At 65.0% G+C, this 23,569-nt stretch carries 24 protein-coding genes and 1 riboswitch; of the genes, 7 read left to right on the forward strand and 17 right to left on the reverse strand.

The genetic code is table 11. The annotated features are described in order from the left end of the window. The first annotated feature begins 22 nt into the window (after window positions 1-22). Complete coding sequence (locus CI15_RS05115) at window positions 23-565, forward strand: 5-formyltetrahydrofolate cyclo-ligase (protein ID WP_062124948.1); 543 nt, start codon at window positions 23-25, stop codon at window positions 563-565. A gap of 50 nt (window positions 566-615) precedes the next feature. Here CI15_RS05115 and CI15_RS05120 read toward each other — a convergent pair whose 3' ends face one another. Next, window positions 616-1,128 carry a winged helix DNA-binding protein gene (locus CI15_RS05120; RefSeq protein WP_062124950.1) on the reverse strand — a complete coding sequence of 171 codons (513 nt, stop codon included), beginning with the start codon at window positions 1,126-1,128 and terminating at the stop codon, window positions 616-618. A gap of 211 nt (window positions 1,129-1,339) precedes the next feature. Between CI15_RS05120 and pxpB the strand changes: the two genes are divergently transcribed. The 5 genes from pxpB to CI15_RS05145 all read left to right on the forward strand — a co-directional run bounded on the left by pxpB (window position 1,340) and on the right by CI15_RS05145 (window position 5,813). Next, complete coding sequence (gene pxpB, locus CI15_RS05125; RefSeq protein WP_062124952.1) at window positions 1,340-1,993, forward strand: 5-oxoprolinase subunit PxpB; 654 nt, start codon at window positions 1,340-1,342, stop codon at window positions 1,991-1,993. Beyond that, on the forward strand, window positions 1,990-3,042 hold the full coding sequence (locus CI15_RS05130; RefSeq protein ID WP_062124954.1) for a 5-oxoprolinase subunit C family protein: 1,053 nt from the start codon (window positions 1,990-1,992) through the stop codon (window positions 3,040-3,042). The genes pxpB and CI15_RS05130 overlap by 4 nt, the downstream gene beginning before the upstream one ends. A gap of 16 nt (window positions 3,043-3,058) precedes the next feature. Further along, window positions 3,059-3,811 (forward strand): 5-oxoprolinase subunit PxpA, encoded by a 753-nt coding sequence (pxpA, locus tag CI15_RS05135; protein WP_062124956.1) that lies wholly within the window; start codon window positions 3,059-3,061, stop codon window positions 3,809-3,811. 281 nt (window positions 3,812-4,092) lie between these two features. Further along, window positions 4,093-4,860 carry a DUF969 domain-containing protein gene (locus CI15_RS05140; protein WP_062126089.1) on the forward strand — a complete coding sequence of 256 codons (768 nt, stop codon included), beginning with the start codon at window positions 4,093-4,095 and terminating at the stop codon, window positions 4,858-4,860. Continuing rightward, the gene (locus tag CI15_RS05145) at window positions 4,857-5,813 is read left to right on the forward strand and encodes a DUF979 domain-containing protein (protein WP_062124958.1); all 957 of its coding nucleotides are present in this window, start codon (window positions 4,857-4,859) and stop codon (window positions 5,811-5,813) included. The genes CI15_RS05140 and CI15_RS05145 overlap by 4 nt, the downstream gene beginning before the upstream one ends. 55 nt (window positions 5,814-5,868) lie before the next feature. Here the strand turns inward: CI15_RS05145 and CI15_RS05150 are convergent, their stop codons facing one another. From CI15_RS05150 to CI15_RS05220, 15 genes are all read right to left on the reverse strand, one after another. Then, entirely contained in the window at window positions 5,869-6,147 is a 279-nt protein-coding gene (locus tag CI15_RS05150) for a hypothetical protein (RefSeq protein ID WP_062124960.1), read from the reverse strand. Continuing rightward, a complete protein-coding gene (locus CI15_RS05155; protein ID WP_062124962.1) occupies window positions 6,144-6,626 on the reverse strand; it encodes a DUF2778 domain-containing protein in 483 nt (160 codons plus the stop codon). Before CI15_RS05155 ends, CI15_RS05150 begins: the two co-directional genes overlap by 4 nt. A 4-nt stretch (window positions 6,627-6,630) precedes the next feature. Next, window positions 6,631-7,107 (reverse strand): Hcp family type VI secretion system effector, encoded by a 477-nt coding sequence (locus tag CI15_RS05160; protein ID WP_062124969.1) that lies wholly within the window; start codon window positions 7,105-7,107, stop codon window positions 6,631-6,633. Window positions 7,108-7,296: 189 nt separating this feature from the next. Continuing rightward, entirely contained in the window at window positions 7,297-8,523 is a 1,227-nt protein-coding gene (locus CI15_RS05165) for a TraB/GumN family protein (RefSeq protein ID WP_062124971.1), read from the reverse strand. Then, window positions 8,516-9,535, reverse strand: coding sequence for a peptide ABC transporter ATP-binding protein (locus CI15_RS05170; protein ID WP_062124973.1), 1,020 nt, complete (start codon window positions 9,533-9,535; stop codon window positions 8,516-8,518). The genes CI15_RS05165 and CI15_RS05170 overlap by 8 nt, the downstream gene beginning before the upstream one ends. After that, window positions 9,532-10,536, reverse strand: a complete 1,005-nt coding sequence (locus CI15_RS05175; protein ID WP_062124975.1) for an ABC transporter ATP-binding protein — start codon at window positions 10,534-10,536, stop codon at window positions 9,532-9,534. The genes CI15_RS05170 and CI15_RS05175 overlap by 4 nt, the downstream gene beginning before the upstream one ends. 2 nt (window positions 10,537-10,538) lie before the next feature. Continuing rightward, a complete protein-coding gene (locus CI15_RS05180) occupies window positions 10,539-11,456 on the reverse strand; it encodes an ABC transporter permease subunit (RefSeq protein WP_062124977.1) in 918 nt (305 codons plus the stop codon). A gap of 6 nt (window positions 11,457-11,462) precedes the next feature. Beyond that, window positions 11,463-12,473, reverse strand: a complete 1,011-nt coding sequence (locus tag CI15_RS05185) for an ABC transporter permease subunit (protein WP_062124979.1) — start codon at window positions 12,471-12,473, stop codon at window positions 11,463-11,465. Between the two features lie 154 nt (window positions 12,474-12,627). After that, a complete protein-coding gene (locus tag CI15_RS05190; protein WP_062124981.1) occupies window positions 12,628-14,259 on the reverse strand; it encodes an ABC transporter substrate-binding protein in 1,632 nt (543 codons plus the stop codon). Window positions 14,260-14,461: 202 nt separating this feature from the next. Then, window positions 14,462-16,120: an ABC transporter substrate-binding protein gene (locus CI15_RS05195; RefSeq protein WP_062124983.1), complete on the reverse strand. Its 1,659-nt coding sequence runs from the start codon at window positions 16,118-16,120 to the stop codon at window positions 14,462-14,464. 166 nt (window positions 16,121-16,286) lie between these two features. Then, window positions 16,287-17,117, reverse strand: a complete 831-nt coding sequence (metF, locus tag CI15_RS05200) for a methylenetetrahydrofolate reductase [NAD(P)H] (RefSeq protein WP_062124984.1) — start codon at window positions 17,115-17,117, stop codon at window positions 16,287-16,289. Window positions 17,118-17,119: 2 nt separating this feature from the next. Continuing rightward, window positions 17,120-17,482 carry a phage holin family protein gene (locus tag CI15_RS05205; protein ID WP_062124985.1) on the reverse strand — a complete coding sequence of 121 codons (363 nt, stop codon included), beginning with the start codon at window positions 17,480-17,482 and terminating at the stop codon, window positions 17,120-17,122. 160 nt (window positions 17,483-17,642) lie between these two features. Then, complete coding sequence (gene ahcY, locus CI15_RS05210; RefSeq protein WP_062124986.1) at window positions 17,643-19,061, reverse strand: adenosylhomocysteinase; 1,419 nt, start codon at window positions 19,059-19,061, stop codon at window positions 17,643-17,645. A 33-nt stretch (window positions 19,062-19,094) separates the two neighbouring features. Continuing rightward, window positions 19,095-19,229, reverse strand: a riboswitch (S-adenosyl-L-homocysteine riboswitch). Between the two features lie 65 nt (window positions 19,230-19,294). Further along, on the reverse strand, window positions 19,295-20,020 hold the full coding sequence (locus tag CI15_RS05215; RefSeq protein WP_062124987.1) for an LrgB family protein: 726 nt from the start codon (window positions 20,018-20,020) through the stop codon (window positions 19,295-19,297). After that, a complete protein-coding gene (locus CI15_RS05220; RefSeq protein WP_062124988.1) occupies window positions 20,017-20,508 on the reverse strand; it encodes a CidA/LrgA family protein in 492 nt (163 codons plus the stop codon). The genes CI15_RS05215 and CI15_RS05220 overlap by 4 nt, the downstream gene beginning before the upstream one ends. Before the next feature lie 112 nt (window positions 20,509-20,620). On the opposite strand from CI15_RS05220, the gene CI15_RS05225 reads away from it, so the two are divergent. After that, window positions 20,621-21,589, forward strand: coding sequence for a LysR family transcriptional regulator (locus tag CI15_RS05225; RefSeq protein ID WP_062124989.1), 969 nt, complete (start codon window positions 20,621-20,623; stop codon window positions 21,587-21,589). Between the two features lie 47 nt (window positions 21,590-21,636). Here the strand turns inward: CI15_RS05225 and CI15_RS05230 are convergent, their stop codons facing one another. Next, window positions 21,637-23,298 (reverse strand): GMC family oxidoreductase, encoded by a 1,662-nt coding sequence (locus CI15_RS05230; protein WP_062124991.1) that lies wholly within the window; start codon window positions 23,296-23,298, stop codon window positions 21,637-21,639. Between the last annotated feature and the right edge of the window lie 271 nt (window positions 23,299-23,569).

Raw genomic sequence — 23,569 nt, forward strand, 5'->3', positions numbered from 1 at the left:
AACGAAAAAGGCGTTGCGCCGAATGTTGCTGGAAAGCCGTCTGCAAGCGGCTTCCGAGCCCGCCAGCAACGCCGCGCTCGGGCGCCGGGTGCTCGACGCGCTGAAGCACTACGCGGTGCGGAGCGTGGGATTCTACTGGCCGCTCGGCGGCGAGTTCGATGCGCGCGGTGCGATCGGGATCTGGCTCGCGGCGAATCCGCATCACGAGGCCAGTCTGCCAATCATTAAAGAACGTGGCATGGCGCTCGAATTCCATGCGTGGACACCCGCGACGCCAATGAAAATCGGCCATCACAAGATTGCCGAGCCGACCTCGGGGCGCGTGGTGCTGCCCGAGCTGCTGTTCGTGCCTTGCGTGGGTTTCGACGCCGACGGCTATCGCCTCGGCTACGGCGGCGGCTACTACGACCGCACGCTGGCCGCCTGGCCGGCCGCGCATAGGCCGATCACGGTCGGCATCGCGTACGAGGCGTGCCGCACCGATGCGCTGGAACGCGAGGCGCATGACATTGCGCTCGATCTGATCGTCACCGAGGCGGGGTTTCATCCGGCGCTGCCGGCGTGATCACGTCACGCACGGCGCGTGACGCGCGGTGCTGGCGTGGTAGTACGTGGTTAGAGCGAAGCCGCCGCGCGCGCCGCCGTGTCGTACAAACCCGACGCGTTGCGCATCAACTGCGCGGCATCGCCGATCTGCTGGTTGGTCAGGCCGCTTTCCTTCAGTGTGGAGATCAGGCAGCTTTCGCGCACCTCGCGATACTTCAGGCAGAGCTCGCGGCCCGCCTCGGTTGCGGAAAAGAACACTTCCTTGCCGGTCTTTTCGCTTTTTACGTACCCTCTAGCTACGAGCTTTTTCAACGCGTAAGTCGCGACGTGCGTGTCTTCGATGTTCAGCACGAAGCAGATGTCCGCCAGTTTCTTGCGACGCTCGCGATGGCTCACGTGGTGCAGCAGCGACACCTCGATCGCGGTCATGTCCTTGTCACCGGCCGCCGACATGCAGCGCACCATCCAGCGGTTGAACGCATTGCCCGCCATGATCAGCGCGTATTCGAGCTCGGACAGTTCCGCGCTGGTCTCGGAGACGAGATGTTCCGACGAAACGATCTTGGTGGGATGACGCGTCATGCGAGGTTCCGAGGACGAAAATGGGCTGGAAAAGTGTCGCAAGTGTACGACGATGCCCCGCCGCCGACGAGCCTGGCAAAAACGCTTATTGGTAAATCGTCGATATTTTATTGATAATGTACGCTCCAAACCTCGCCGACTCCGTGCCGGACTTGCGCCAACGCAGGGCACTGTCCGCCTCATTCTCCGACTCGATCCGGGCCGCCCTGTCATGAGCCAACCACGAATCTTTCCGCTCGGCGATGCCGCGCTCGTCTGCGAAGCGCCGCCGCCCGCCACGCTGGAGTGCCAGCAGCGCGTGTGGGCCGCAGCGCTTGCCGCGCGCGACTGGCCGCAGGTGCTCGAAGTCGTGCCTGGCATGAACAATCTGACGCTCGTGTTCGACCCGCTCGCGACCGACGTCGACGCGCTCGGCGAACAGTTGCTCACGGCCTGGAACGCGGCCGCCCAAACCGCCGCGCCGGGGCGCGAGGTCGCGATTCCGGTGCAGTACGGCGGCGAATACGGCCCCGATCTGCAGACGGTCGCCGAACACACGGGCCTGAGTGCGCGCGAGGTCATCGAGCGTCATGCGGGCGGCGCCTACGTGGTGTTCTTTCTCGGCTTCCAGCCCGGCTTCGCTTATATGGGCGGGCTCGACGGCGCGCTGCACACGCCGCGCCGCGCGTCGCCGCGGCTCGAGGTGCCGGCGGGCTCGGTCGGTATCGGCGGCGAGCAGACCGGCATCTATCCGGCGGTGTCGCCGGGCGGCTGGCAGCTGATCGGCCGCACCGAGGTGCCGCTGTTCGATCCGGCGCGCCGGCCGCCCACGCTGCTGCAACCCGGCGACCGGGTGCGCTTCACGATCGCGGGGATGCACGCATGATCGACGTGATCCGCGCGGGTCTTCTGACCACGATCCAGGACCTCGGCCGCCACGGCTACCGGCATCTCGGCGTCGCGATGGGTGGCGCGCTCGACCGGCTGTCGCTCGAAGTCGGCAACCGGCTGGTCGGCAACCGCCCCGACGCGGCCGGCCTCGAAATCACCTTCGGCCCGACCGTGCTGCGTTTTCTGCGCGCGACGCGCGTCGCGATCACCGGCACCGAGTTCGGCGCGACGCTCGACGGCAAACCCGTCTACTCATGGTGGAGCCTGCCCGTGCAAGCTGGTCAGGAACTCGTGCTCAACGCGGCGAAGCGCGGCATGCGCGGCTATGTCTGCGTGGCGGGCGGCATCGACGTACTGCCGATGCTCGGCTCGCGCAGCACCGACCTCGCCGGCCATTTCGGCGGCCTTGGCGGCCGCGCGCTGAACGACGGCGATCGTCTGCCGGTCGGCGCGCCGCCGCAGCGCGGCCAGCACGGCTTCACGCCCGAGGCGCCCGAGTTCGGCGTGAAGGCCCCCGCCTGGTGCAAGTTCGTGCTGGTCCAGGAGCCGCTGCGGCGCGGCCGGCATCCGTCGGGCGTGCCGTGGGCCATACCGATCCGGGTGCTGCGCGGCCCCGAATACGACAGCTTCACCGCCGATGCGCAGCAATCGTTCTGGTCCGACGAGTGGCTCGTGACGCCGAACAGCAACCGCATGGGCTTTCGCCTCGCCGGCACGGAATTGAAACGCACGCACAAGGCCGATCTGCTGTCGCACGCGGTGCTGCCCGGCACGATCCAGGTGCCGCCGAACGGCCAGCCGATCGTGCTGATGAGCGATGCGCAGACCACCGGCGGCTATCCGAAGATCGGCGCGGTGATTCAGGCCGATCTGTGGAAGCTCGCGCAGGTGCGCCTGAACGGGGCGGTCCGTTTCATCCCGACGACGCCCTACGAAGCGCGTCAGGCTTTGCTGGAAGAACGCACGTATCTGCGGCAGATCGATGCCGCGATCGCGATGCACGAAGAGCGTTGCGCGCGCCAGGCGGCGCTCGCGGCGCTGTAACACTAAAGGAATCCCCATGGAAATCGATCTGAACGCCGATCTCGGCGAAGGCTGCGGCTCCGACGAGGCGCTGCTCGACCTCGTGAGCTCCGCCAACATCGCGTGCGGCTGGCATGCGGGCGGCCCCAACGCGATGCGCGACTGCGTGCGCTGGGCGGTGCAGAAAGGCGTGTCGATCGGCGCGCACCCGAGCTTCAACGATCCCGAGAATTTCGGCCGCAAGGAAATGGATTTGCCGGCCGAAGAGATTTACGCGGGCGTGCTGTACCAGCTCGGCGCGCTGTCGGCGATCGCGCAGGCCGAGGGCGGGCGCATCGCGCACGTGAAGCCGCATGGCGCGCTCTACAACCAGGCCGCGCGCGACGCGAAGATCGCCGACGCGATCGTCTCCGCGGTGCACGACTTCGATCCGTCGGTGGCGGTGTTCGCGCTCGCCAACAGCGGGCTCGTGAGCGCCGCGCGCAACGCGGGCCTGACCGCGATCGAGGAAGTGTTCGCCGACCGCGGCTATCGCGCGGACGGCTCGCTCGTGCCGCGCAAGGAGCCGGGCGCGCTGCTCGACGACGAGGACGAAGTGCTCGCGCGCACGCTTGCGATGATCCGCGAGCAACGCGTGAAGGCCGTCGACGGTCAATGGGTGCCGCTGAACGCGCAGACCATCTGCCTGCACGGCGACGGCCCGCATGCGCTGGCATTCGCGCGACGCATCCGCGCCGCGCTCGCCGACGCCGGCATCGGCGTGCATGCGGCGGGCGCCGCACGCGTATGAGCGTTCGCATCACCGCCGTCCACACCGCGCGCGTCCAGCCGATCCAGCGCGCGTGACCGATCCAGCGCCCCGCTTCCACGCGGGGCGTTTGCCAGCCGGGGCATCGATCGCGATGCCCGCTGCAAACCCACGGCTGCCGACACACGTGCATCCGCGGGGCAGGTAAAGAGAGTTCGACGCGGCCGCAGAGCCGCGGCAGCACGCCGGCGCATGAAGCCGCATGCTCCGGTTCAGATCAGCCGCCACCCGCGGCGAAGTTGAATAACCTCTTGGAGATCCTGATGCAGACAACTGTCAGTCTATGGCCGCTCATCGGTGTGGCCGTCATCATCGTCGGCTTTCTGCTGCGCTTCAATCCGATGCTGATCGTGGCCGTCGCCGCGATCGTCACCGGCTTCGCCGCGCACTTTCCGCCAGACAAAATCCTCGCCTTGATCGGCACCGGCTTCATCAAGACGCGCAACATCCCGCTGATCATCCTGCTGCCGCTCGCGGTGATCGGCCTGCTCGAACGACACGGCCTGCGCGAGCGCGCTCAGGCGTGGATCAGCGGCATCAAGGCGGCGACCGCCGGGCGGCTGTTGATCGTCTATCTGGCCGTGCGCGAACTGACCGCCGCGGTCGGCCTGACCGGCCTGGGCGGCCACCCGCAGATGGTGCGTCCGCTGATCGCGCCGATGGCCGAGGGCGCGACCGAGAACCGCTTCGGCAAGATCGGCGACGCGGTGCGCTTCCGGCTGCGCGCGTTCTCGGCCGCGACCGACAACGTCGGCCTCTTTTTCGGCGAGGACGTCTTCGTCGCGTTCGGCGCGATCGTGCTGATGACGACCTTCCTGAAGGAAGCCGGCATCGTCGTCGAACCGATCCACGTGGCGGTGTGGGGCATTCCGACCGCGATCAGCGCGTTCATCGTGCATGGCTTCCGGCTCTGGCTGCTCGACCGCTGGCTCGAACGCGAATTGCGCGGCAACGTGCCGGGTGGCAGTTCGAAGGCGGCAGCGGCATCGACGCCCTCTTCGGCCACGCGCGCCACCGGAGACGAAGCATGACCTTCACGATCACTTACCTGTTCTGGTTGCTCGGCATCGTGATGCTGATCGTCGGCGGCATGATCATCACCGACCGCGAGCATCCGCGCCGCCTGAGCGCGGGCGGCTTCTGGATTCTGTACGCGCTGATCTTCCTGATCGGCGACCGACTGCCGCCGGCCGTGGTCGGCGTCGCGGTGATCGCGATGGCGGTGATCGCGGGCTTCGGCGGCGTCACCGCGGGCAAACCGAAGACGCTGTCGCTCGAAGCGCGTCAGGCGAGCGCCGCGCGTCTGCGCAACAAGCTGTTCGTGCCCGCGCTGACGATTCCGGTCGTCACCGTGATCATCACGCTGGCGGCGAGCCACCTCGTGTTCGGCGGCGTGCCGCTGATCGAGAAGGCCAACGTCACGCTGATCGGCTTCGGCCTCGGCTGCGTGATCGCGCTCGCGATCGCTTGCGTGATCACGCGCGACACGGTCGGCCAGTCGATGAAGGAAGCGCGCCGTCTCGTCGACGCGCTGTCGTGGGCCGCGGTGCTGCCGCAGATGCTCGGCATGCTCGGCCTCGTGTTCTCGGACGCGGGCGTCGGCAAGGCGGTCGCGCACGTGACCACGTCGTATATCAGCCTCGACTACCGCTTCGTCGCGGTGGCCGTGTACTGCATCGGCATGGCGCTGTTCACGATGGTGATGGGCAACGGCTTCGCCGCGTTTCCGGTGATGACGGGCGGGGTCGGCGTGCCGATCCTCGTCGGCGTGTTTCACGGCAACCCCGCGGTGATGGCCGCGATCGGCATGTTCTCCGGCTACTGCGGCACGCTGATGACGCCGATGGCCGCGAACTTCAACATGGTGCCGGCCGCGCTGCTCGAATTACCGGACAAGAACGCGGTGATCAAGGTGCAGATTCCGACAGCGCTGCCGCTGCTGGTGATCAATATCTTTCTGTTGAATTTTCTGATGTTTTTGTAGCGGACCGGTTTGCTGTCGTACGGATGAGGCGCCGGCCGTCGTGGGCGGCGTCAACTCAACGGCGATCCATACGACGCAAACCGCTAACAATTGCCCAAGCCGCAATGGCTAACGCCAGCGACACGACGAAACTGACGACGTACAGCGTTCCGAAGATGATGTCCGAGGTGCTTTCGCCGCCATCCGCACCGAATGCGTTGAAAAACGGGTCAAAGAACTCATAGCCCTCGCCGCTCGCAAACCATTCAGCCACGCCCGGTACGTGTGCAATCCCCACTCCGACGGGCAGGGTCAGCACCAGTGCGATCAGGATGCAAATCAATATGGTTTTCAACGCACCTCCACCGTGCCGTAGTATCGCGTCACTGTTCCAGGGATAAATGCAGGCGGTTGTGTTTTCAAATATGAGCGCAGCGCCTTGAACTGCTCACGGGACGAAAGGGTAATACAGCCGTCACTTTCCCCATACCGCCCAACCGGATGTAAGCGAAAGTTGCTACGCCGCACGCCGTCTATCAACGTCCAGTCATCAATGGCGCCATCATCGCGATACAAAGCAAACCACTCCGCGCGATGTGTGTCCGCCCCGAGGTCCTTGACTCCATCCCAGAGCCAGCCGAGATGCCCTCCACTTTCGCGATCGACGATGTAATACATACCTTTGGGAATGGCGCCCGCGTTTGCCACATTCGTGGAATCTGGACTATTGATATGCCGCCCGTTGCCCGAAAACGCGGTAACGCTGCCGAAACCCGCGCAAACCAGCGTCGAGGTTGAGCGTCGATTCAATGTGAACGTGCAGGACGCCGGCATCTCGCTAGCCTTGTCTATTTGCCCTGACGTCGATGAGCGCGGTGATGGTGCCGCCGCTTCCGCCCAGGTTGTTCTGCAAAACGTACTCGTGCTTCATGCGTGCAAACGACAGACGCACCTGCTCGTGGCAACAATGGCCACCGCCAACGGGTTCAACGTAAGAAACGATGACATCGTATATGGTGATTCGAGCGTACTCGTGAGGAACCCCTCCGGCTCTTCGCATGGTGAGCTTCGCTTCGGAAATATGCTCGCCGGAGAAGCAATATCTAGCCAGATTTGGACTCGCCCGGTCCATCAGATGAGTAAACTCAAGGTCGGAGACAGACGCTTTTGGAATACCACCGCTTGAGCCTGAGAGCATCGCCGAGGGCTGTGCAACCTGCCACCGCCATCCGATTACATCGATCTCGTTGAGATGAGCCGAGTCCTGCGATTCGCCATCGATACCGTTGATCTTGATAAAGATATCCTGCGCCATCCTCGCATCTCCTTCCCGTTAATCGCTCGACGAATAATCCCGACGAAGCTAACAGACTGGGGATGAAACACGACTAGGAGCTCTCCGAGAAATGCGAGACGCGGGGCGTCAACTGTCATGCCATTGGCAAAACATCGGCAGCGAAGCACGAACCCGCACTCGCCGCGAAGGCTCGAGCTTCAACCCGCCTCAACCCGCCTCGACGATGAAGCCGTGCTGCCGCAACAGCTGCAGCACGCCTTTCGGTCCACCGAGGTGCAATGCACCGATCGCGACGAACACCGGTTTGTTCGGCGCCGCGAGCTGCAGCATCCTTGTAGTGAAGCGGCGATTACGCTCGTAGACGATCCGGTTATCGATCGAATTGGAGACACGCTGGTCGCGCGCGAGCTTCTCCGATTTCGCGGCCTGCCACGCGGCGATCGCATCGGCATCGCCGACCTGCCACAGTCGATGCAACGTACGCACGTCCTCGACGTTCTGCGCGGGCGTCTGCACCAGATCCTGCGCGAGCATCTCGCGCTGCTGCGCGGCCGACAACCCGGTGAACGCGCGCATCTGCTGCGCGAGCGTTTCGAGCCCGACGATCTTGCCGCGCGTCTTCAGATACACGTTCTGCAATTGCGCTTCGGTGCCGTACTCGGTTTGCAGACCCGCCGATAACGAGTCGTAGGTCTCGACCACCAGCGACGCAAGCCACGGCCGCATTTTCTTGATCGCGTCGAGCGCGGCCGGATTGCCGCGCAGCCGCAACGCGAGCTTGTGCCACAGCGGCTCGGGCAATGCAGCCGGCAGGCAGTCGTGCTTGCACACCCCGTACTTCGACACATCGTCCTGCGACACCAGCAGTTCATCCGGCGACAGTTCGAGCGCGAGCGTCGGCGACGCGGCGAGCGCCGCGAGGATCGGCGCGCGGAACGGCTGTCCCGCCGGATAGTCGACGGGATCGCCGACGTGCAGCGTGCCGAGCACGTAGATGGTGACGTTGCCGCGCGTCGCGACATAGAAAGGCATGCGCGCCGGTTGCTGGCGCACCGGTCCGCTCGCCGTGGTGCCTGGCACCGGCGGCGGCGCAATCGAAGGCGGTGGGGTAGCGGGCACCGTGACGGACGGCCGACCCGCCTGGCCCGGCGCATTGGCCGCCGCCCCGGCGGCGTGAGCGATGCCGGGTACGGTCGCGCTCATCGTCAACGCGCAGGCTGCATGAAAAAAAGCGGTAAAGGAGGCGCGACGCAAGACGGAGAAAAAAGCCCGCGCGAGCGCCTGAAACACCATACCGGCGAAGCTGCCGGCAAACGCGCCGCGGAGCGCGGCGCCTTCCAGCGCACGCGCTCCGCAGCGCCGCGCGAAGGCGGCGAGGTAACCGCCCTCACACAAGCGGCGCGCAAGACGACGCGCCGCCACCGCATCAGGCATCCACGTCCCCCACCTCTTCGGCGCGGTGACACGAGACGAGGCGCCCATCCACTTCACGCAGCTTCGGCTCCTCGCTGCGGCAGCGGTCGATCGCGTACGGGCAGCGCTGATGGAACGTGCAGCCCGATGGCGGATTCAGCGGCGAGGGCATTTCGCCTTGCAGCTTGATCTTGATCGTGCGGTCCGCCTCGAAGATCGACGGAGTCGCCGACATCAGCGCGCGCGTGTACGGATGGCGCGGCTTCGAGAAGATGCGCTGCTTGTCGCCCAGCTCCGCGACGCCGCCGAAGTACATGACCATCACGTCGTCGGCGATGTGCTCGACCACCGACAGGTTGTGCGAGATGAACACGTAGCTCGTCTTGAACTCGTCCTGCAGGTCCATGAACAGGTTCAGGATCTGCGCCTGAATCGACACGTCGAGCGCGGACACCGGTTCGTCGGCGACCACGATCTGCGGATCGAGGATCATCGCGCGCGCGATCGCGACGCGCTGACGCTGGCCGCCGGAGAACATGTGCGGATAGCGCTTCGCGTGCTCGGGCCGCAGGCCGACCGTGCGCATCATCTGCGCGATGCGTTCGGCGCGCTCGGTCGCGCTCATCTGCGTGTTGATCGCGAGCGGCTCGCCGAGCGTCTGCTCGACGGTCTTGCGCGGATTGAGCGACGCAAACGGGTTCTGGAACACCATCTGCACGCGCCGCCTGAGCGCCGCGATCTTCTCGTGATTCGCGCCGGCCACGTCCTCGCCGTCGATCAGCAGGCGGCCCGCGCTCGGCGTTTCGATCATCGTCAGCTGACGCGCGAGCGTCGACTTGCCGCAGCCGGACTCGCCGACCACCGCCAGCGTCTTGCCGCGTTCGAGCGCGAACGACACGCCGTTCAGCGCCTTCACCGTGCCGTGCGCGAACATGCCGCGCTTGACCGTGTAGTAGCGCGCGAGCTGGTCGGCGACGAGCACGTGATCGCCCGCATGGCCCGACTGGCGCCGCGTTTCGAGTACTGCGTTCATCGTGCGCCTCCATGGGTGTGAACGTTGGCGTCGCCGCTCAGGTTCAAGGGTTTGATGCAACGCACCCGCGCCACTTCGGCGTGGCCTTGCATCGGCGCGAGCGCCGGCCGCGCCTTCATGCAGTCGTCGACCACGTACTTGCAGCGCGGCGCGAACAGGCAGCCCTTGGGCCGGTCGTCGCGGCCCGGCACCATGCCCGGCAGCGCCGCGAGCCGCACGGCGCCCACGTTGTGCTCGGGAATCGCGGCCAGTAGCGCTTCCGTGTACGGATGATGCGGCGCGGCGAAGATGTCCGGCACCTTGTTCGTCTCGATCACCTCGCCCGCGTACATCACGGCGACGCGCTGCGCGACTTCGGAGACCACGGCCAGATCGTGCGAGATCAGCACGAGCGCCATGCCGCGTTCCTTCTGCAGGCGCATCAGCAGCTCCATGATCTGCGCCTGGATCGTCACGTCGAGCGCGGTGGTCGGCTCGTCGGCGATCAGCAGCTTCGGGTTGCAGGCGATCGCCATCGCGATCATCACGCGCTGGTTCATGCCGCCCGACATCTGATGCGGAAACGAGCCGATGCGGTTTTTCGCGTCCGGGATGCCGACCTGATCGAGCAGTTCGAGCGCGCGTTTGTCCAGCGCGGCGCCGCGCAGGCCTTCGTGCAGCTTCAGCACTTCCTTGATCTGATAGCCGACCGTGTAGCTCGGATTCAGGCTCGTCAGCGCGTCCTGGAACACCATCGCGATGTCCTTGCCGATGATCTTGCGGCGTTCCTTCGCGGAGGCCTTCAACAGGTTCTTGCCGTCGAACGTGATTTCGTCGGCGGTGACCTTGCCGGGCGCGTCGATCAGGCCCATCAGCGCCATCATCGTCACGCTCTTGCCCGAGCCCGATTCGCCGACCACGCCGACCACTTCACCGGGCGCGACGTCGAGATTGATGCGGTCGACCGCCGGCAGGCCGCCGAAGTTGACCGCGAGATTGCGGATGGTCAGTAGAGTGCTCATGGTCAGGCCATCCGTTTCAGTTTGGGGTCGAGCGCGTCGCGCAGCCCGTCGCCGAGCAGGTTGATCGCCAGCACCGAGATCAGGATGGACAGGCCCGGCATCGTGACGATCCACCATGCGCTGTCGATGTAGTCGCGCGCCGACGCGAGCATCGCGCCCCACTCCGCCGACGGCGGTTGCACGCCGAGGCCGAGGAAGCCGAGCGCGGCGGCATCGAGAATCGCCGACGAAAAGCCCAGGGTGGCCTGCACGATCAGCGGCGCGGTGCAGTTCGGCAGCACCTGCGAGAACATCAGTCGCAACGTGCTCGCACCCGCGACGCGCGAAGCGGTCACATACTCCTTCTGCAACTCGCCTTGCGCGGACGCGCGCGTCAGACGCACATAGCCCGGCAGCGCGACGATCGCGATCGCGAACATCGTGTTGAGGAGACCCGGACCGATGATCGCGACGACCGCGACCGCGAGCAGCAGCGACGGCAGCGCGAGCAGCACGTCCATGATGCGCATGATCGGCGTGTCGGCCCATTTCTCGAAGAACGCGGCGACGAGGCCGAGCACGACGCCCGGAATCAGCGCGAGCACCACCGAGACAAAGCCGATCCAGAACGACAGCCGCGCGCCGTACATCAGACGCGAGAGGATGTCGCGGCCCGCTTCGTCGGTGCCGAGAATGAACTTCCAGTTGCCGCCGTCGAGCCATGCGGGCGGGATCTTCACCGAGTCGCGGTACTGTTCGATCGGGCTGTGCGGCGCGATCAGCGGCGCGAAGATCGCGATAAAGACCAGCACCAGCACGATGATGCCCGCGCCGACCGCGCCGCGGTTGCGCGAGAAGTTCGCCCAGAATTCGCGCGCCGCGATGGCGCGGCCGCTCGGCGGGGTGACCGATTGGGGGACGGTGTTTTGAATGTCAGCCATAGTGATTTACCTCGTATGGCGAATGCGCGGGTTGAGCACGCCGTACAACAGATCGACGACGAGGTTCACGACGATCACCAGCGTCGCGATCAGCAGGATGCCGCCCTGCACGACCGGATAGTCGCGCCGGCCGATCGCGTCGATCAGCCATTTGCCGATGCCCGGCCATGAAAACAGCGTTTCGGTCAGCACCGCGCCCGCCAGCAGCGTACCGACCTGCAGACCGATCACCGTGACGACCGGAATCAGCGCATTGCGCAGCGCATGCACGACGATCACGCGGCCCGGCGACAAGCCCTTCGCGCGTGCGGTGCGGATGTAATCTTCGCGCAGCACTTCGAGCATCGACGAGCGTGTCATGCGCGCGACGACCGCGAGCGGAATCGTGCCGAGCACGATCGCAGGCAGGATCAGATGGCTGAGCGCCGACTTGAACGCGCCTTCGTCGGTGGACATCAGCGAGTCGATCAGCATGAAGCCGGTCAGGTGCGGAATGTCGTATTCGACCGCGATGCGGCCCGACACCGGTGTCCAGCCGAGATCGACCGAGAAGAACATGATGAGGATCAAGCCCCACCAGAAGATCGGCATCGAGTAGCCGGTCAACGCGGTGCCCATCACGCCGTGATCGATCACCGTGCCGCGCCTGAGTGCCGCGAACACGCCCGCCGGCAGGCCGACGATCAGCGCGAACAGCATCGCGCAGATCGACAGCTCGACGGTGGCGGGAAAGCGCGCGAGGAATTCGCCCATCACGCTGGTGTTGGTGATGATCGAAGTACCGAGGTCACCGTGCATCGCGCGGCGGATGTAGTGGAAGTACTGCAGTGGCAGAGGCTCGTCGAGCCCGAGGCGGTGCATCGCGGCCGCATGCATGGCCGGATCGACACCGCGCTCGCCCATCATGACTTCGATAGGGTCGCCCGGGATCAGGTGAATCAGCGCGAACGCGAGGATGGTGATGCCGATGAACGTCGGAATCACCATGCCGATGCGGCGCAAAACGAAGCGGAACATGGTTCGCTCCCATGGTACTGGTGATGAAAAAGCGCAACCGGCGACGAGGGCTCGTGACCCCGGTCGCCGGACCATTTCGACCAGTTTTCTAACCGTGCGAAAAGCGTACTGTATTGCGGCGTACTGTGCGAACTTTACGAATGGCTTGACCGAATTACTTCACACTCACGCCGTCGAAGCGTGCGTAGCCGAGCGGTTCGATGCGCATGTCGACCACCTTCTTGCTGACCGGCTGATAGACGGTCGAGTGGGCGATCGGCGAGAACGGCAATTGCTGCGCGAAGATATGCTGCGCGTCGCCGTAGACCTTCGTGCGCGTCGGCACGTCCGACGTCGTGCGGCCCTTCTGGATCAGCTCTTCGAACGGCTTGTAGCACCACTTCGAGAAGTTGTTGCCGTTGACCGCCTCGCAGCCGAGCAGCGTGCCGAGCCAGTTGTCCGGATCGCCGTTGTCGCCGGTCCAGCCGATCAGCATCGTGTCGTCTTCGCCCGCGTGCGCGCGCTTGATGTACTCACCCCACTCGTACGTGACGATCTTCGCCTTCACACCGATCTTCGCCCAGTCCGCCTGGATCATTTCCGCCATCAGGCGCGCGTTCGGGTTGTAGGCGCGTTGCACCGGCATCGCCCACAGCGTGATGTCGAAGCCGTTCGGGAAGCCGGCCTTCGAGAGCAGATCCTTGGCCTTGGCGGGATCGTACGAGGCGGCCGGCAGGCCCTTGACGAACGACCATTGCGTCGGCGGCATCGGGTTCGTGGCCAGTTGGCCCGCGCCCTGGTAGACCGAGTCGATGATCGCCTTCTTGTTGATCGCCATGTCGAGCGCCTGACGCACTTCGAGCTTGTCGACCGGCTTGTGCGTCACGTTGTACGCGAGGTAGCCGAGGTTGAAGCCCGGTTGCGACGGCATGTCGATATTCGGCTCGGCCTTCAGCGGCGCGATATCGGCCGGGCGCGGATAGCTCATCACCTGGCATTCGTCGCGCTTGATCTTCTGCACGCGCACGCCGGCGTCCGGCGTAATCGAGAAGATCAGCTTCGAGATCTTGACCGCGTCCGGCTTCCAGTAATCCGGATTGCCGTCGAAGCGGATCGTCGCGTCCTTCGTGTAGCTGCGGAAGATGAACGGACCGGTGCCGACCGGGAACTGGTTGATGTCGGCGGCCTTGCCCGCCTTCAGCAACTGATCCGCATATTCAGCCGACAGGATCGACGCGTATTCCATCGCCAGATTCTGGATGAACGGTGCGTTGACTTCCTTCAGCGTGAACTTGACCGTGTACGGGTCGACCTTCTCGACGCTCGTGATCAGCTTGTCGAGGCCCATGTCGGTGAAGTACGGGAACTGCACCGGATACGCCTTGCGGAACGGCTGGTTCGGGTCGAGCATGCGCTGGAACGAGAACACCACGTCGTCCGCGTTGAATTCGCGCGTCGGCTTGAAGAACGAGGTGGTCTGGAACTTCACGCCATGACGCAGATGGAACGTATAGGTCTTGCCGTCGGGCGAGACATCCCACTTCTCCGCGAGGCCCGGCTCGACCTTGGTGCCGCCGCGCTCGAATTCGACGAGGCGGTTATAGACGGTGAACGTGTTGGCCGTGAAGTCGACGCCCGTCGTGTATTGGGCCGGATCGAAACCCGCGGGACTGCCTTCCGAGCAGTAAACGAGGGTTTTGTTCGGAATCCCAGCGGCCTGCGCGCTCGTGACGCCAAGCAGGGATGCCGCTGCGGCTGCGACGAGCGTAGTCACACGCGCGACGCGCAACAGATTGTTTTGCTTCATGTTTCCTCCAGGTTCAGGGCCGGCTTGCGCCGGCGTAGCGGGATATTACTTGAGCTTGAGCCGGCCACCAAGCAGAGCAAAATCCCTCTGTTGACGATAGGAAACACTTAGTGCAAACGTTTTGCCGCGGTTTTGCATGCGCCGGGCAGGCCCATTGGGCCGCCCCGCGACAAAAGCGGCGCAAAAGTCGCGCCGCATCCCCTTATTTCACGCCGACCTCCAGGAATTGCGTCGGCCCGAACGGGTCGATCTTGAAGCCCGTCACGTTCTTGCTGATCGGCTGATAGACGGTCGAATGGGCGATCGGCGTGAACGGCACCTGATCCTTGAAGATCTCCTGAGCCTGCGTGTAGGCCTTGGTGCGATCGGCCATGTTGGTGGTGCTGCGGCCCTGCTTGATCAGATCGTCGTAGGGCTTGTAGCACCACTTCGAGAAGTTGCTGCCGTTGACCGCGTCGCAGCCGAGCAACACCCCAAGCCAATTGTCAGGATCGCCGTAGTCGCCGGTCCAGCCGATCAGCATCGCCTGATGCTCGCCCGCGTGCGCACGGCGAATGTACTCGCCCCACTCGTAGGTGGCGATATTCACCTTGACGCCGATCTTTGCCCAGTCCGACTGCAGCATTTCGGCCATCAGGCGCGCGTTCGGGTTATACGGGCGCTGCACCGGCATCGCCCACAGCGTCAGCTCGAAGCCGTCGGGGTAGCCCGCCTGCTTCAGCAGCGCTTTCGCCTTGTCGGCGTCGTACGGTGCGTCCTTCAGGTTCTTGTCGTAGCCCCATTGCGTCGGCGGCATCGGGTTGGTCGCCGTCTGGCCCGCACCCTGGTAGACCGCCTCGATGATCGCCTTCTTGTTAACCGACATGTCGAGCGCGCGGCGCACGAGCACGTTGTCGAGCGGCTTCTTGGTCGTGTTGTAGGCGATATAGCCGAGGTTGAAGCCCACTTCGCTCGGCATCGCGAGCGATGCATCCGTCTTCACGGTGGGGATGTCGGCGGGGCGCGGATACGCCATCACCTGACATTCGCCGCGCTTCAACTTTTGCAGGCGCACGGCCGGATCGACCGTGATCGCGAAGATCAGCTTGCCGACCTTCGCGACACCGGGCTTCCAATAGTCCGGATTGCCGTCGAAGCGGATCGTGTCGTCCTTCGTGTAGCTGCGGAAGATGAACGGACCGGTGCCGACCGGGTACTGGTTGATGTCGGACGCCTTGCCCGCTTTCAACAGCTGATCCGTGTATTCAGCCGACAGGATCGACGCGAACGGCATCGCGATCTGCTGCAGGAACGGCGCGTCGACTTCCTTCAGCGTGAAGCGCACCGTGTACGGATCGACTTTCTCGATCTTCGCGATGTTCTTCGCGAGGCCGAGGTCGTTGAAGTACGGGAAATTGACCGGATACGCCTTGCGGAACGGGTTCTCGGGATCGAGCATGCGCTCGTAGGTGAACACGACGTCATCCGCGTTGAATTCGCGGGTGGGCTTGAAATACGACGTGGTCTGGAATTTGACGCCGCGGCGCAGATGGAACGTGTAGGTGAGGCCGTCGGGCGACACGTCCCACTTTTCGGCGAGACCCGGCTCGATGTCCGTGCTGCCATGCGCAAATTCGACCAGCCGGTTATAGACCGTGTACGAACCGGCGCTGAACTCCACGCTGGTCGTGTATTGCGCGGTGTCGAACCCCGCCGGACTACCTTCGGAGCAGAAGACCAGCGTCTTGTCCGGCAGCGAGGCCGCCTGCGACACCGCGGGCGCGAGGCCGCTCGTGGCAACCGCGAGCGCGGCGAGAGCCGGCACGCAGAACTGGTGAAGCGCGAACAGTCGGTGTGCCGCAGTCTTTCTTGTCACTGTCATATCGTCCTCCGCACAGCAGCCGGGTTAGCTGCATTTCGATGATAGACAGCGCAAAAATGTGCTTCAACAGGGACTTACCACGCTATTGGACGCGAATATGAGACAAATTCCAGACTGGAACAAGCCGCGCGGCCATTGCGGCCGCGCGGCTGGGCGGGCGTGACGGCTACGCGCCGAGCCGTTCGCAGATCGCCTTCGTCGACGCGGCGGCGTTCAGCGTATAGAAGTGCAGGCCCGGCACTTTTGCATCGACGAGCCGTTGACACAAATCCGTCACCACGTCGAGGCCGAACTCGCGGATCGACTCGCGGTCGTCACCGAAGCTCTCGAGCCGGCGCGCGATCCAGCGCGGCACTTCGGCGCCGCACATTTCGGAGAAGCGCATCAGCTGCGAGAAGTTCGTGATCGGCATGATGCCGGGCACGATCGGCACGTCGACGCCGAGCTGGCGCGCATCGTCGACGAAACGGAAATACGCGTCCGCGTTGAAGAAGTACTGCGTGATCGCCGAGTTCGCGCCGGCCTTCACCTTGCGCGCGAAGTTCTCCAGATCGTGACGCGGCGAGCGCGCCTGCGGATGGTATTCCGGGTAGCCGGCCACCTCGATCCAGAACCAGTCGCCGAACTCGGCGCGGATGAAGCTGACGAGCTCCGACGCATAGCGCAGCTCGCCGACCGCGCCCATGCCCGAGGGCAGATCGCCGCGCAGCGCGACGATATGGCGGATGCCGTGCGCCCGGTACTCGTTGAGGATCGCACGCAGGCTTTCCTTCGACGAGCCGACACACGACAGATGCGGCGCCGCCTCGAGCCCTTCCTTCGCCATGTCGACGACGGTATCGAGCGTGCCTTGTTGCGTCGAGCCGCCGGCGCCAAACGTGACGGACACGAACTTGGGCTTGAGCGGCACGAGTTGCGCGCGCGTCGCGCGCAGTTTGTCGACGCCTTCCTGCGTTTTCGGCGGGAAGAATTCGAATGAGAGTTCGATCGGATTCATAGTCAGAAGGCAGCCCCTAAACTGCGGTTGCCGAAAATGAGTGCGGACAGCAGCCACGACACGATGCTGTACAGGATCGAGCCGAAGAACGCCGACCAGAAGCCCGACACCTCGAAGCCCTTCAGCAGCGACGCGCACAGCCAGAAGCACAGCGCATTGACGACCAGAATGAAGAGTCCGAGCGTGAGGATCGTGACGGGCAGCGTCAGCAGGATCAGCACCGGCCGCAGCACCGCATTGATGAGGCCGAGCACGATCGCGACGATCAGCGCGGTGCCGAAGCTGCGGATATGGATCGACGGAACGATGTAGGTGATGATCAGCAGCGCGAGCGCGTTGATGAGCCAGGTCAGCAGCACGGTCATGTAGAGCTCCTTGTAAGCACCAGTGCGGAGAAGATGTCCAGCAAACGAAAAACGACGCTGGTGAACAAAGCGGCGCATTGCGCGCCGCCCTGTGATCAGACCGTCAAGCGTTGAATTCCGCCCGCGCGAGCCGGTATCGACCCCGCGGGCGGCCGCGTGCTTAGTAGCGGTAGTGATTCGGCTTGAACGGGCCGTTCTTGTCGACGCCGATGTAGCCGGCCTGCTCGTCCGACAGCACGGTCAGGTTCGCACCGATGCGCGCCAGATGCAGACGCGCGACCTTCTCGTCGAGATGCTTCGGCAGCACGTACACCTTGTTCTCGTACTTCTTGCCCTGCGTGAACAGTTCGATCTGCGCGAGCGTCTGGTTCGTGAACGAGTTCGACATCACGAACGACGGATGGCCCGTCGCGCAGCCGAGGTTCACGAGGCGGCCTTCGGCCAGCAGGATCACGCGCTTGCCGTCCGGGAAAATGATGTGGTCGACTTGCGGCTTGATGTTTTCCCACGTGTACTGACGGGTCGACGCGACATCGATTTCCGAGTCGAAGTGGCCGATGTTGCAGACGATCGCGTTATGACGCATCGCCTTCAGGTGGTCGTGGCTCAGCACATGGTAGTTGCCGGTCGCGGTCACGAAGATGTCGGCCTTGTCGGCCGCGTATTCCATCGTCACGACGCGGTAGCCTTCCATCGCGGCCTGCAGCGCGCAGATCGGATCGATTTCGGTGACCCACACGGTCGCGCCCAGACCGCGCAGCGATTGCGCGCAGCCCTTGCCCACGTCGCCGTAACCGGCCACGACCGCGATCTTGCCCGCGATCATCACGTCGGTCGCGCGCTTGATGCCGTCGACGAGCGACTCACGGCAGCCGTACAGGTTGTCGAACTTCGACTTCGTGACCGAGTCGTTGACGTTGATGGCCGGGAACGGCAGGCGGCCTTCCTTTTCCATCTGGTACAGACGATGCACGCCGGTCGTGGTTTCTTCCGTGACGCCCTGGATGTGCGCGAGGCGCTTCGAGTACCACGTCGGGTCGATCTCGAGATGCGCGGCAATCGACTTGTACAGCGCGACTTCTTCCTCGTTGGTCGGCTTGGCGATCACCGAGCGGTCCTTCTCGGCCTTCGAGCCGAGAATCAGCAGCAGCGTCGCGTCGCCGCCGTCGTCGAGGATCATGTTGGCGAACTCGCCGTTCGGCCATTCGAAAATGCGGTGCGAGAACTCCCAGTATTCGTCGAGCGATTCGCCCTTGAACGCGAATACCGGCGTGCCGGCTTGCGCGATCGCGGCAGCGGCGTGGTCCTGGGTCGAGAAGATGTTGCACGAGGCCCAGCGCACGTCGGCTCCGAGCGCGGTCAGCGTCTCGATCAGCACGCCGGTCTGGATCGTCATGTGCAGCGAACCTGCGATGCGCGCGCCCTTCAGCGGCTGCTGCGCCTTGTATTCGTCACGCGTTTGCATGAGGCCGGGCATTTCGGTCTCGGCGATCGTGAGTTCCTTGCGGCCCCAGCCGGCGAGCGACATGTCGGCAACAATGTAATCCTGCTTCTGGGAATCGATAACTGCGGCGTTCATCACGCCCTCCTTTCTAAGAAATTGACTAGAAATGTGACGTGAGCGCGGTTCGAGGCAGCGATCGGAAACGCACGATGCGCCTTCCATGCTGCCAATTGAAGCCTTCGAGCCTGGCGGGCGGCCGGCGAATGCGGATTCGCGGTACCCGTCGCAACGCTCCTCGAAGACGAACGGCGATTGTAGCAAATCGGGATGACTTCGGCGCACGTGGGACGGCGCCGGCGCACCCCCGCTCAGATCGGCAGCAGCCCGAGCAACGGCGCGAGCAGCACCATCGCGACGCCGGCGATCATCATCGTCAGGCTGGACACGACGCCCTCCTCGCTGCCGAGTTCGCGAGCCTTCGCGGTGCCGACGCCGTGCGCGGCCGCCCCGAACAGTGCGCCGCGCGCGAGCCGCGTGCGCAGCGGCACGAACGCGAGCACGAGCTCACCGAACAGCATGCCGCAGACGCCCGTTGCGATCACGAACAGCGCGGTCAGATCCTTCGGCGCATGAATCCGGTCGGACACGGCGAGCGCGAACGGCGTCGACACCGAGCGCGTCATCAGGCTGCGCTGCAATTCCGGCGACAGGTGCAGCAGCTTCGCGAGCATCAGCGAGCCGCCGACGCCGACCAGAATGCCCACCGTCACGCCGACGGACAGCGAGATCCAGTGACGCGCGAGCAGTGCGCGGTACTCGTAGATCGGCACGGCGAACGCGACCGTCGCGGGGCCGAGCAGCCACATCAGCCAGCGCGTGTCCTCGAAATAGAGCGAATACGGAATGTGCGCGAGCACGACGAGCGCGACGAGCGCCGCCGGCACCGTCAGCATCGGCGTGAGCCACGGCGAGCGCACGCGCGCGTGCAACGCCTTCGAGGCGAAATACAGCGCGATCGTCAGCACGAGGCAGCCCGCCGCGATCAGGCGTGAGGCATCGTCGGCCAGCAGCGACTTAATAAGGGAGGGGTTCATCGGCACTCGCGCGAATGACCACGTGTGTCGCGCGCGACCCGCGCGCGGTGCAGCGCCAGACGCCGTTCGACGCGCGCGGCCTGATCGACCGCGAACGCCACCGCGACCATCACCATCAGCGTGCCGGCGATCACGACCAGCGCGAGGCGCCAGCCATCCGCGCGAAACAGGCCGCCGTATTGCACGGCGGCGACAGCGGCCGGGATGAAGAACAGCAGCATGTCGGACAGCAGCCAGTCCGCGCCGGCCTTGACCCAGCGCGGCGCGATGCCGCCGCAGAACAGCAGCGCGAGCAGCACGACGAGGCCGACCACACCGCCCGGCACCGGCAGATGCAGCCGCCGCACGGTGAAATCGGCGGCGCTCCACAGCGCGGCGATCGCGGCGCTCTGCACGGCGATGCGTGCGACACGGCCGATGCCACCCGTGCTGCCGTTTGCGTCGCCGCCGGCGGAAGGCGTCGACCGGGCAAAAACTGGCGTGGACATGGGGTTCCCTGACTGACTCGGAGGGAACTCAGTATGAAGTGCGCTGCATCATAAACAAAATGACTTACAATCATTCAAGTCATTCCAATATGGAATTCTGGAGACCACGATCATGGAACTCCGCGCGCTGCGCTATTTCGTCGAAGTGGTCCGTCAGCAGAGCTTCACCGTCGCCGCCGAGCAGATGTTCGTCACGCAGCCGACCATCAGCAAGATGGTCAAATCGCTCGAGGATGAGGTCGGCTCACCGCTACTACTGCGCGACGGCCGCCAGATGGTGCTCACCGACGTCGGCCGGATCGTCTATCAGCGCGGCCAGGACGTGCTCGCCGCCCATGCCCAGCTCCAGGCGGAGCTGAACGATCTCGACACGCTCGGGCGCGGCGAGCTGACGATCGGCATCCCGCCGATGGGCGGAGCACTCTTCACACCGGCGATCGCCGCGTTCCGCCAGCGCTATCCGAAGATCGAGCTGAAGCTGTTCGAACAGGGTTCGCGCGCGATCGAAGCCGCGCTGATCGACGGCGAACTCGAACTGGGCGGGGTGCTGCTACCCGTCGACCCCGACAGCATCGACGTGCTGCCGATGTCGCGCCAGTTGCTATGGCTCGTCGCGCGCACCGGCTCACGCTGGGACGGGCTGAACGAAGTGCCGCTCGGGCAGCTTGCGAACGAGCCGTTCGTGTTCTACGGCGAGAGCCTCGCGTTGAACGACGTCGTGCTGAACGCATGCCGCGCGGCGGGATTTGCGCCCGCGATCGTCGGCCGCAGCGGGCATTGGGACTTCATGGCGGCGTTGGTGCTGGCCGGCGTCGGCATCGCGCTGCTGCCGGCGCCGTATTGCCGGCGGCTCGATCCCGCGCAGTTCACGTGCCGGCCGGTCGTCGAACCGGAGATTCCGTGGGAAATGGCGATCGGCTGGCGCCGCAACGGCTATCTGTCGCACGCGGCGCGCGCCTGGCTCGACGTCGCGCGCGAAACGATCCCGACCCACGTCAGCGACGATTTCATCATCGGACCTGGGATCGGGTTCAACGGCATCACGGCGCCGAACGCAGCGAAGACGGCCGCGGGCGAGTGATGTGAAACGCGGGCGGCGTCGTGCAACCCGCGTTTAGCCAACCTCCGTCACGCCGCCTGCGCCGGCGCGTCGTCCGCACTCGGTGGCGTCACCGTCGTCGACATCCCCACGCCCTCTCGCCGGCTCGCCGCGATCAACGCCGCCGCCCGTTCGCCGATCATCACCGTCGGCGAATTGGTGTTGCCGCCGATCAGGGTCGGCATCACCGACGCATCGACGATCCTCAAGCCCGTCACACCGCGCACCCGCAATTGCGGATCGACGACCGAGCGCGCGTCGCCGCCCATCCGGCAGGTCGCGACCGGGTGATAAATCGTGTCCGCGTGCTCGGCGATCGTCTGGCGCAGTTCGGCATCCGTCTGGCCGGGCCGCGTGTACAGCTCTCGGCCACCGTGCAGCGCGAGCGACGGCGCGTCGAGAATGCGCCGCGCCATCTTCACGCCGTCGACGAGCAGATCGAGATCGCGCGCGTCGCTCAGAAAGCGCGGATCGATCAGCGGCGCGACGCGCGCATCGGCGCTCGCGAGCGTCACGCTGCCGCGGCTATGCGGACGCAGCACGCATACGTGCAGCGAATAGCCGTGGCCCCAATGCAGATGGCGGTTGTGATCGTCGACGAGCGCCGCGCAGAAGTGCAGTTGCAGATCGGGGCGTTCGAGCGTCGGTCGGCTCTTCAGAAAACCGCCCGCCTCGGCGACGTTGCTCGACAGCATGCCGCGCCCGTGTCGCATGAACGTGACGAACTGCGGCAGCATCCGCGCGATGCCGCGTACCGAGAAGCCGGTCGGTTCGATCGATCTCGTGCGCTTGTTGATCGTGAAGTCGATGTGATCGATCAGGTTCTGGCCGACTTCGGGCGCATCGTGCAGCACGTCGATGCCGAGCGCGCGCAACTGCGCGGCCGGCCCGATGCCCGAGCACATCAATAGTTGCGGTGAATTGAACGCGCCCGCGGCGAGCACGACCTCGGCGCGCGCCGCGAGCGTTTCGGTACGGCCGCCGCGCACGATCTCGACGCCGCTCGCGCGCTTGCCGTCGAACACGACGCGCAGCACGGTCGCGTCGGCGATCGTGTGCAGGTTGGCGCGCGGCCGGTCGTAAATATAGGCGCGCGCGACGCTGCAACGACGCCCATCGCGTTGCGTGACCTGATAAAAGCCGACGCCTTCCTGGTCCGCGCCGTTGAAATCGTGGTTCGCCTTGTAGCCCGCTTCGAGCGCGGCCTGCACGAAGCGTTTCGAAAACGGATTCCTGAAGCGCAGATCGGACACCGTCAGCGGACCCGCCTCGCCATGCCACGCATCGGCGCCGCGCTGGTTATCTTCGGCGCGGCGGAAATACGGCAACACGTCGGCCCACGACCAACCCTCGCAACCGAGCTGCGCCCACTCGTCGTAATCGAGCGGATGACCGCGCGTGTAGATCATCGCGTTGATCGCGCTCGATCCGCCGAAGCCGCGTCCCCGTGGCTGATAACCCCGGCGACCGGCGAGACCCGGTTGCGGCGTAGTCAGATAGCCGTAGTTGGTCTTCAGCTTGTTCGGCACCACCGCCGCGACACCGACCGGCATGTTCACCAGCAGATTGCGCTCGGTGTGCGGACCGGCTTCGATCAGCGCGATGCTCGCATCGGGGCAGCGATCCGCGAGACGGCTCGCGAGCGCACAGCCGCCCGAGCCTGCACCGACGATGATGTAGTCATATTGCATGCGCTCCTCCAGGTGGGCCGCGTTGCTCGCGGACCCTGTCTCGTGCACACTTGTCTACGTGTGTTTTCTGCGCATTGTAGGGAGCGTTGCGGGCCTGCGGCGGCTTGCTGACAGAGCGATTCCTCTAAACGCCGGCGGCTTCGCGCCCCTATGATGAAAGGCGCGCAGGACCCGCGCGAGCAGCCGTCGGCGGGCCGCGCGCGGCATTCAAACATGGCGCGATTCGCGCCCTCCTCCCCGCATGCGGCAGCACGCGCGGCGCTCGACACAG

The sequence above is a fragment of the Paraburkholderia monticola genome (assembly GCF_001580545.1).
GTDB classification, from domain to species: Bacteria; Pseudomonadota; Gammaproteobacteria; order Burkholderiales; family Burkholderiaceae; genus Paraburkholderia; species Paraburkholderia monticola.

Coding starts and splice junctions, on each gene's coding strand:
- CI15_RS05130 (WP_062124954.1), top strand. CDS start 1,990: ATGATCGACGTGATCCGCGCGGGTCTTCTGACCACGATCCAGGACCTC.
- metF (WP_062124984.1), bottom strand. CDS start 17,117: ATGAATCCGATCGAACTCTCATTCGAATTCTTCCCGCCGAAAACGCAG.
- CI15_RS05175 (WP_062124975.1), bottom strand. CDS start 10,536: ATGAGCACTCTACTGACCATCCGCAATCTCGCGGTCAACTTCGGCGGC.
- CI15_RS05170 (WP_062124973.1), bottom strand. CDS start 9,535: ATGAACGCAGTACTCGAAACGCGGCGCCAGTCGGGCCATGCGGGCGAT.
- CI15_RS05195 (WP_062124983.1), bottom strand. CDS start 16,120: ATGACAGTGACAAGAAAGACTGCGGCACACCGACTGTTCGCGCTTCAC.
- CI15_RS05180 (WP_062124977.1), bottom strand. CDS start 11,456: ATGGCTGACATTCAAAACACCGTCCCCCAATCGGTCACCCCGCCGAGC.
- CI15_RS05190 (WP_062124981.1), bottom strand. CDS start 14,259: ATGAAGCAAAACAATCTGTTGCGCGTCGCGCGTGTGACTACGCTCGTC.
- CI15_RS05115 (WP_062124948.1), top strand. CDS start 23: ATGTTGCTGGAAAGCCGTCTGCAAGCGGCTTCCGAGCCCGCCAGCAAC.
- CI15_RS05225 (WP_062124989.1), top strand. CDS start 20,621: ATGGAACTCCGCGCGCTGCGCTATTTCGTCGAAGTGGTCCGTCAGCAG.
- CI15_RS05230 (WP_062124991.1), bottom strand. CDS start 23,298: ATGCAATATGACTACATCATCGTCGGTGCAGGCTCGGGCGGCTGTGCG.
- CI15_RS05120 (WP_062124950.1), bottom strand. CDS start 1,128: ATGACGCGTCATCCCACCAAGATCGTTTCGTCGGAACATCTCGTCTCC.
- CI15_RS05220 (WP_062124988.1), bottom strand. CDS start 20,508: ATGTCCACGCCAGTTTTTGCCCGGTCGACGCCTTCCGCCGGCGGCGAC.
- CI15_RS05155 (WP_062124962.1), bottom strand. CDS start 6,626: ATGCCGGCGTCCTGCACGTTCACATTGAATCGACGCTCAACCTCGACG.
- CI15_RS05145 (WP_062124958.1), top strand. CDS start 4,857: ATGACCTTCACGATCACTTACCTGTTCTGGTTGCTCGGCATCGTGATG.
- CI15_RS05160 (WP_062124969.1), bottom strand. CDS start 7,107: ATGGCGCAGGATATCTTTATCAAGATCAACGGTATCGATGGCGAATCG.
- CI15_RS05140 (WP_062126089.1), top strand. CDS start 4,093: ATGCAGACAACTGTCAGTCTATGGCCGCTCATCGGTGTGGCCGTCATC.
- CI15_RS05185 (WP_062124979.1), bottom strand. CDS start 12,473: ATGTTCCGCTTCGTTTTGCGCCGCATCGGCATGGTGATTCCGACGTTC.
- CI15_RS05205 (WP_062124985.1), bottom strand. CDS start 17,482: ATGACCGTGCTGCTGACCTGGCTCATCAACGCGCTCGCGCTGCTGATC.
- CI15_RS05165 (WP_062124971.1), bottom strand. CDS start 8,523: ATGCCTGATGCGGTGGCGGCGCGTCGTCTTGCGCGCCGCTTGTGTGAG.
- ahcY (WP_062124986.1), bottom strand. CDS start 19,061: ATGAACGCCGCAGTTATCGATTCCCAGAAGCAGGATTACATTGTTGCC.
- CI15_RS05215 (WP_062124987.1), bottom strand. CDS start 20,020: ATGAACCCCTCCCTTATTAAGTCGCTGCTGGCCGACGATGCCTCACGC.
- pxpB (WP_062124952.1), top strand. CDS start 1,340: ATGAGCCAACCACGAATCTTTCCGCTCGGCGATGCCGCGCTCGTCTGC.
- pxpA (WP_062124956.1), top strand. CDS start 3,059: ATGGAAATCGATCTGAACGCCGATCTCGGCGAAGGCTGCGGCTCCGAC.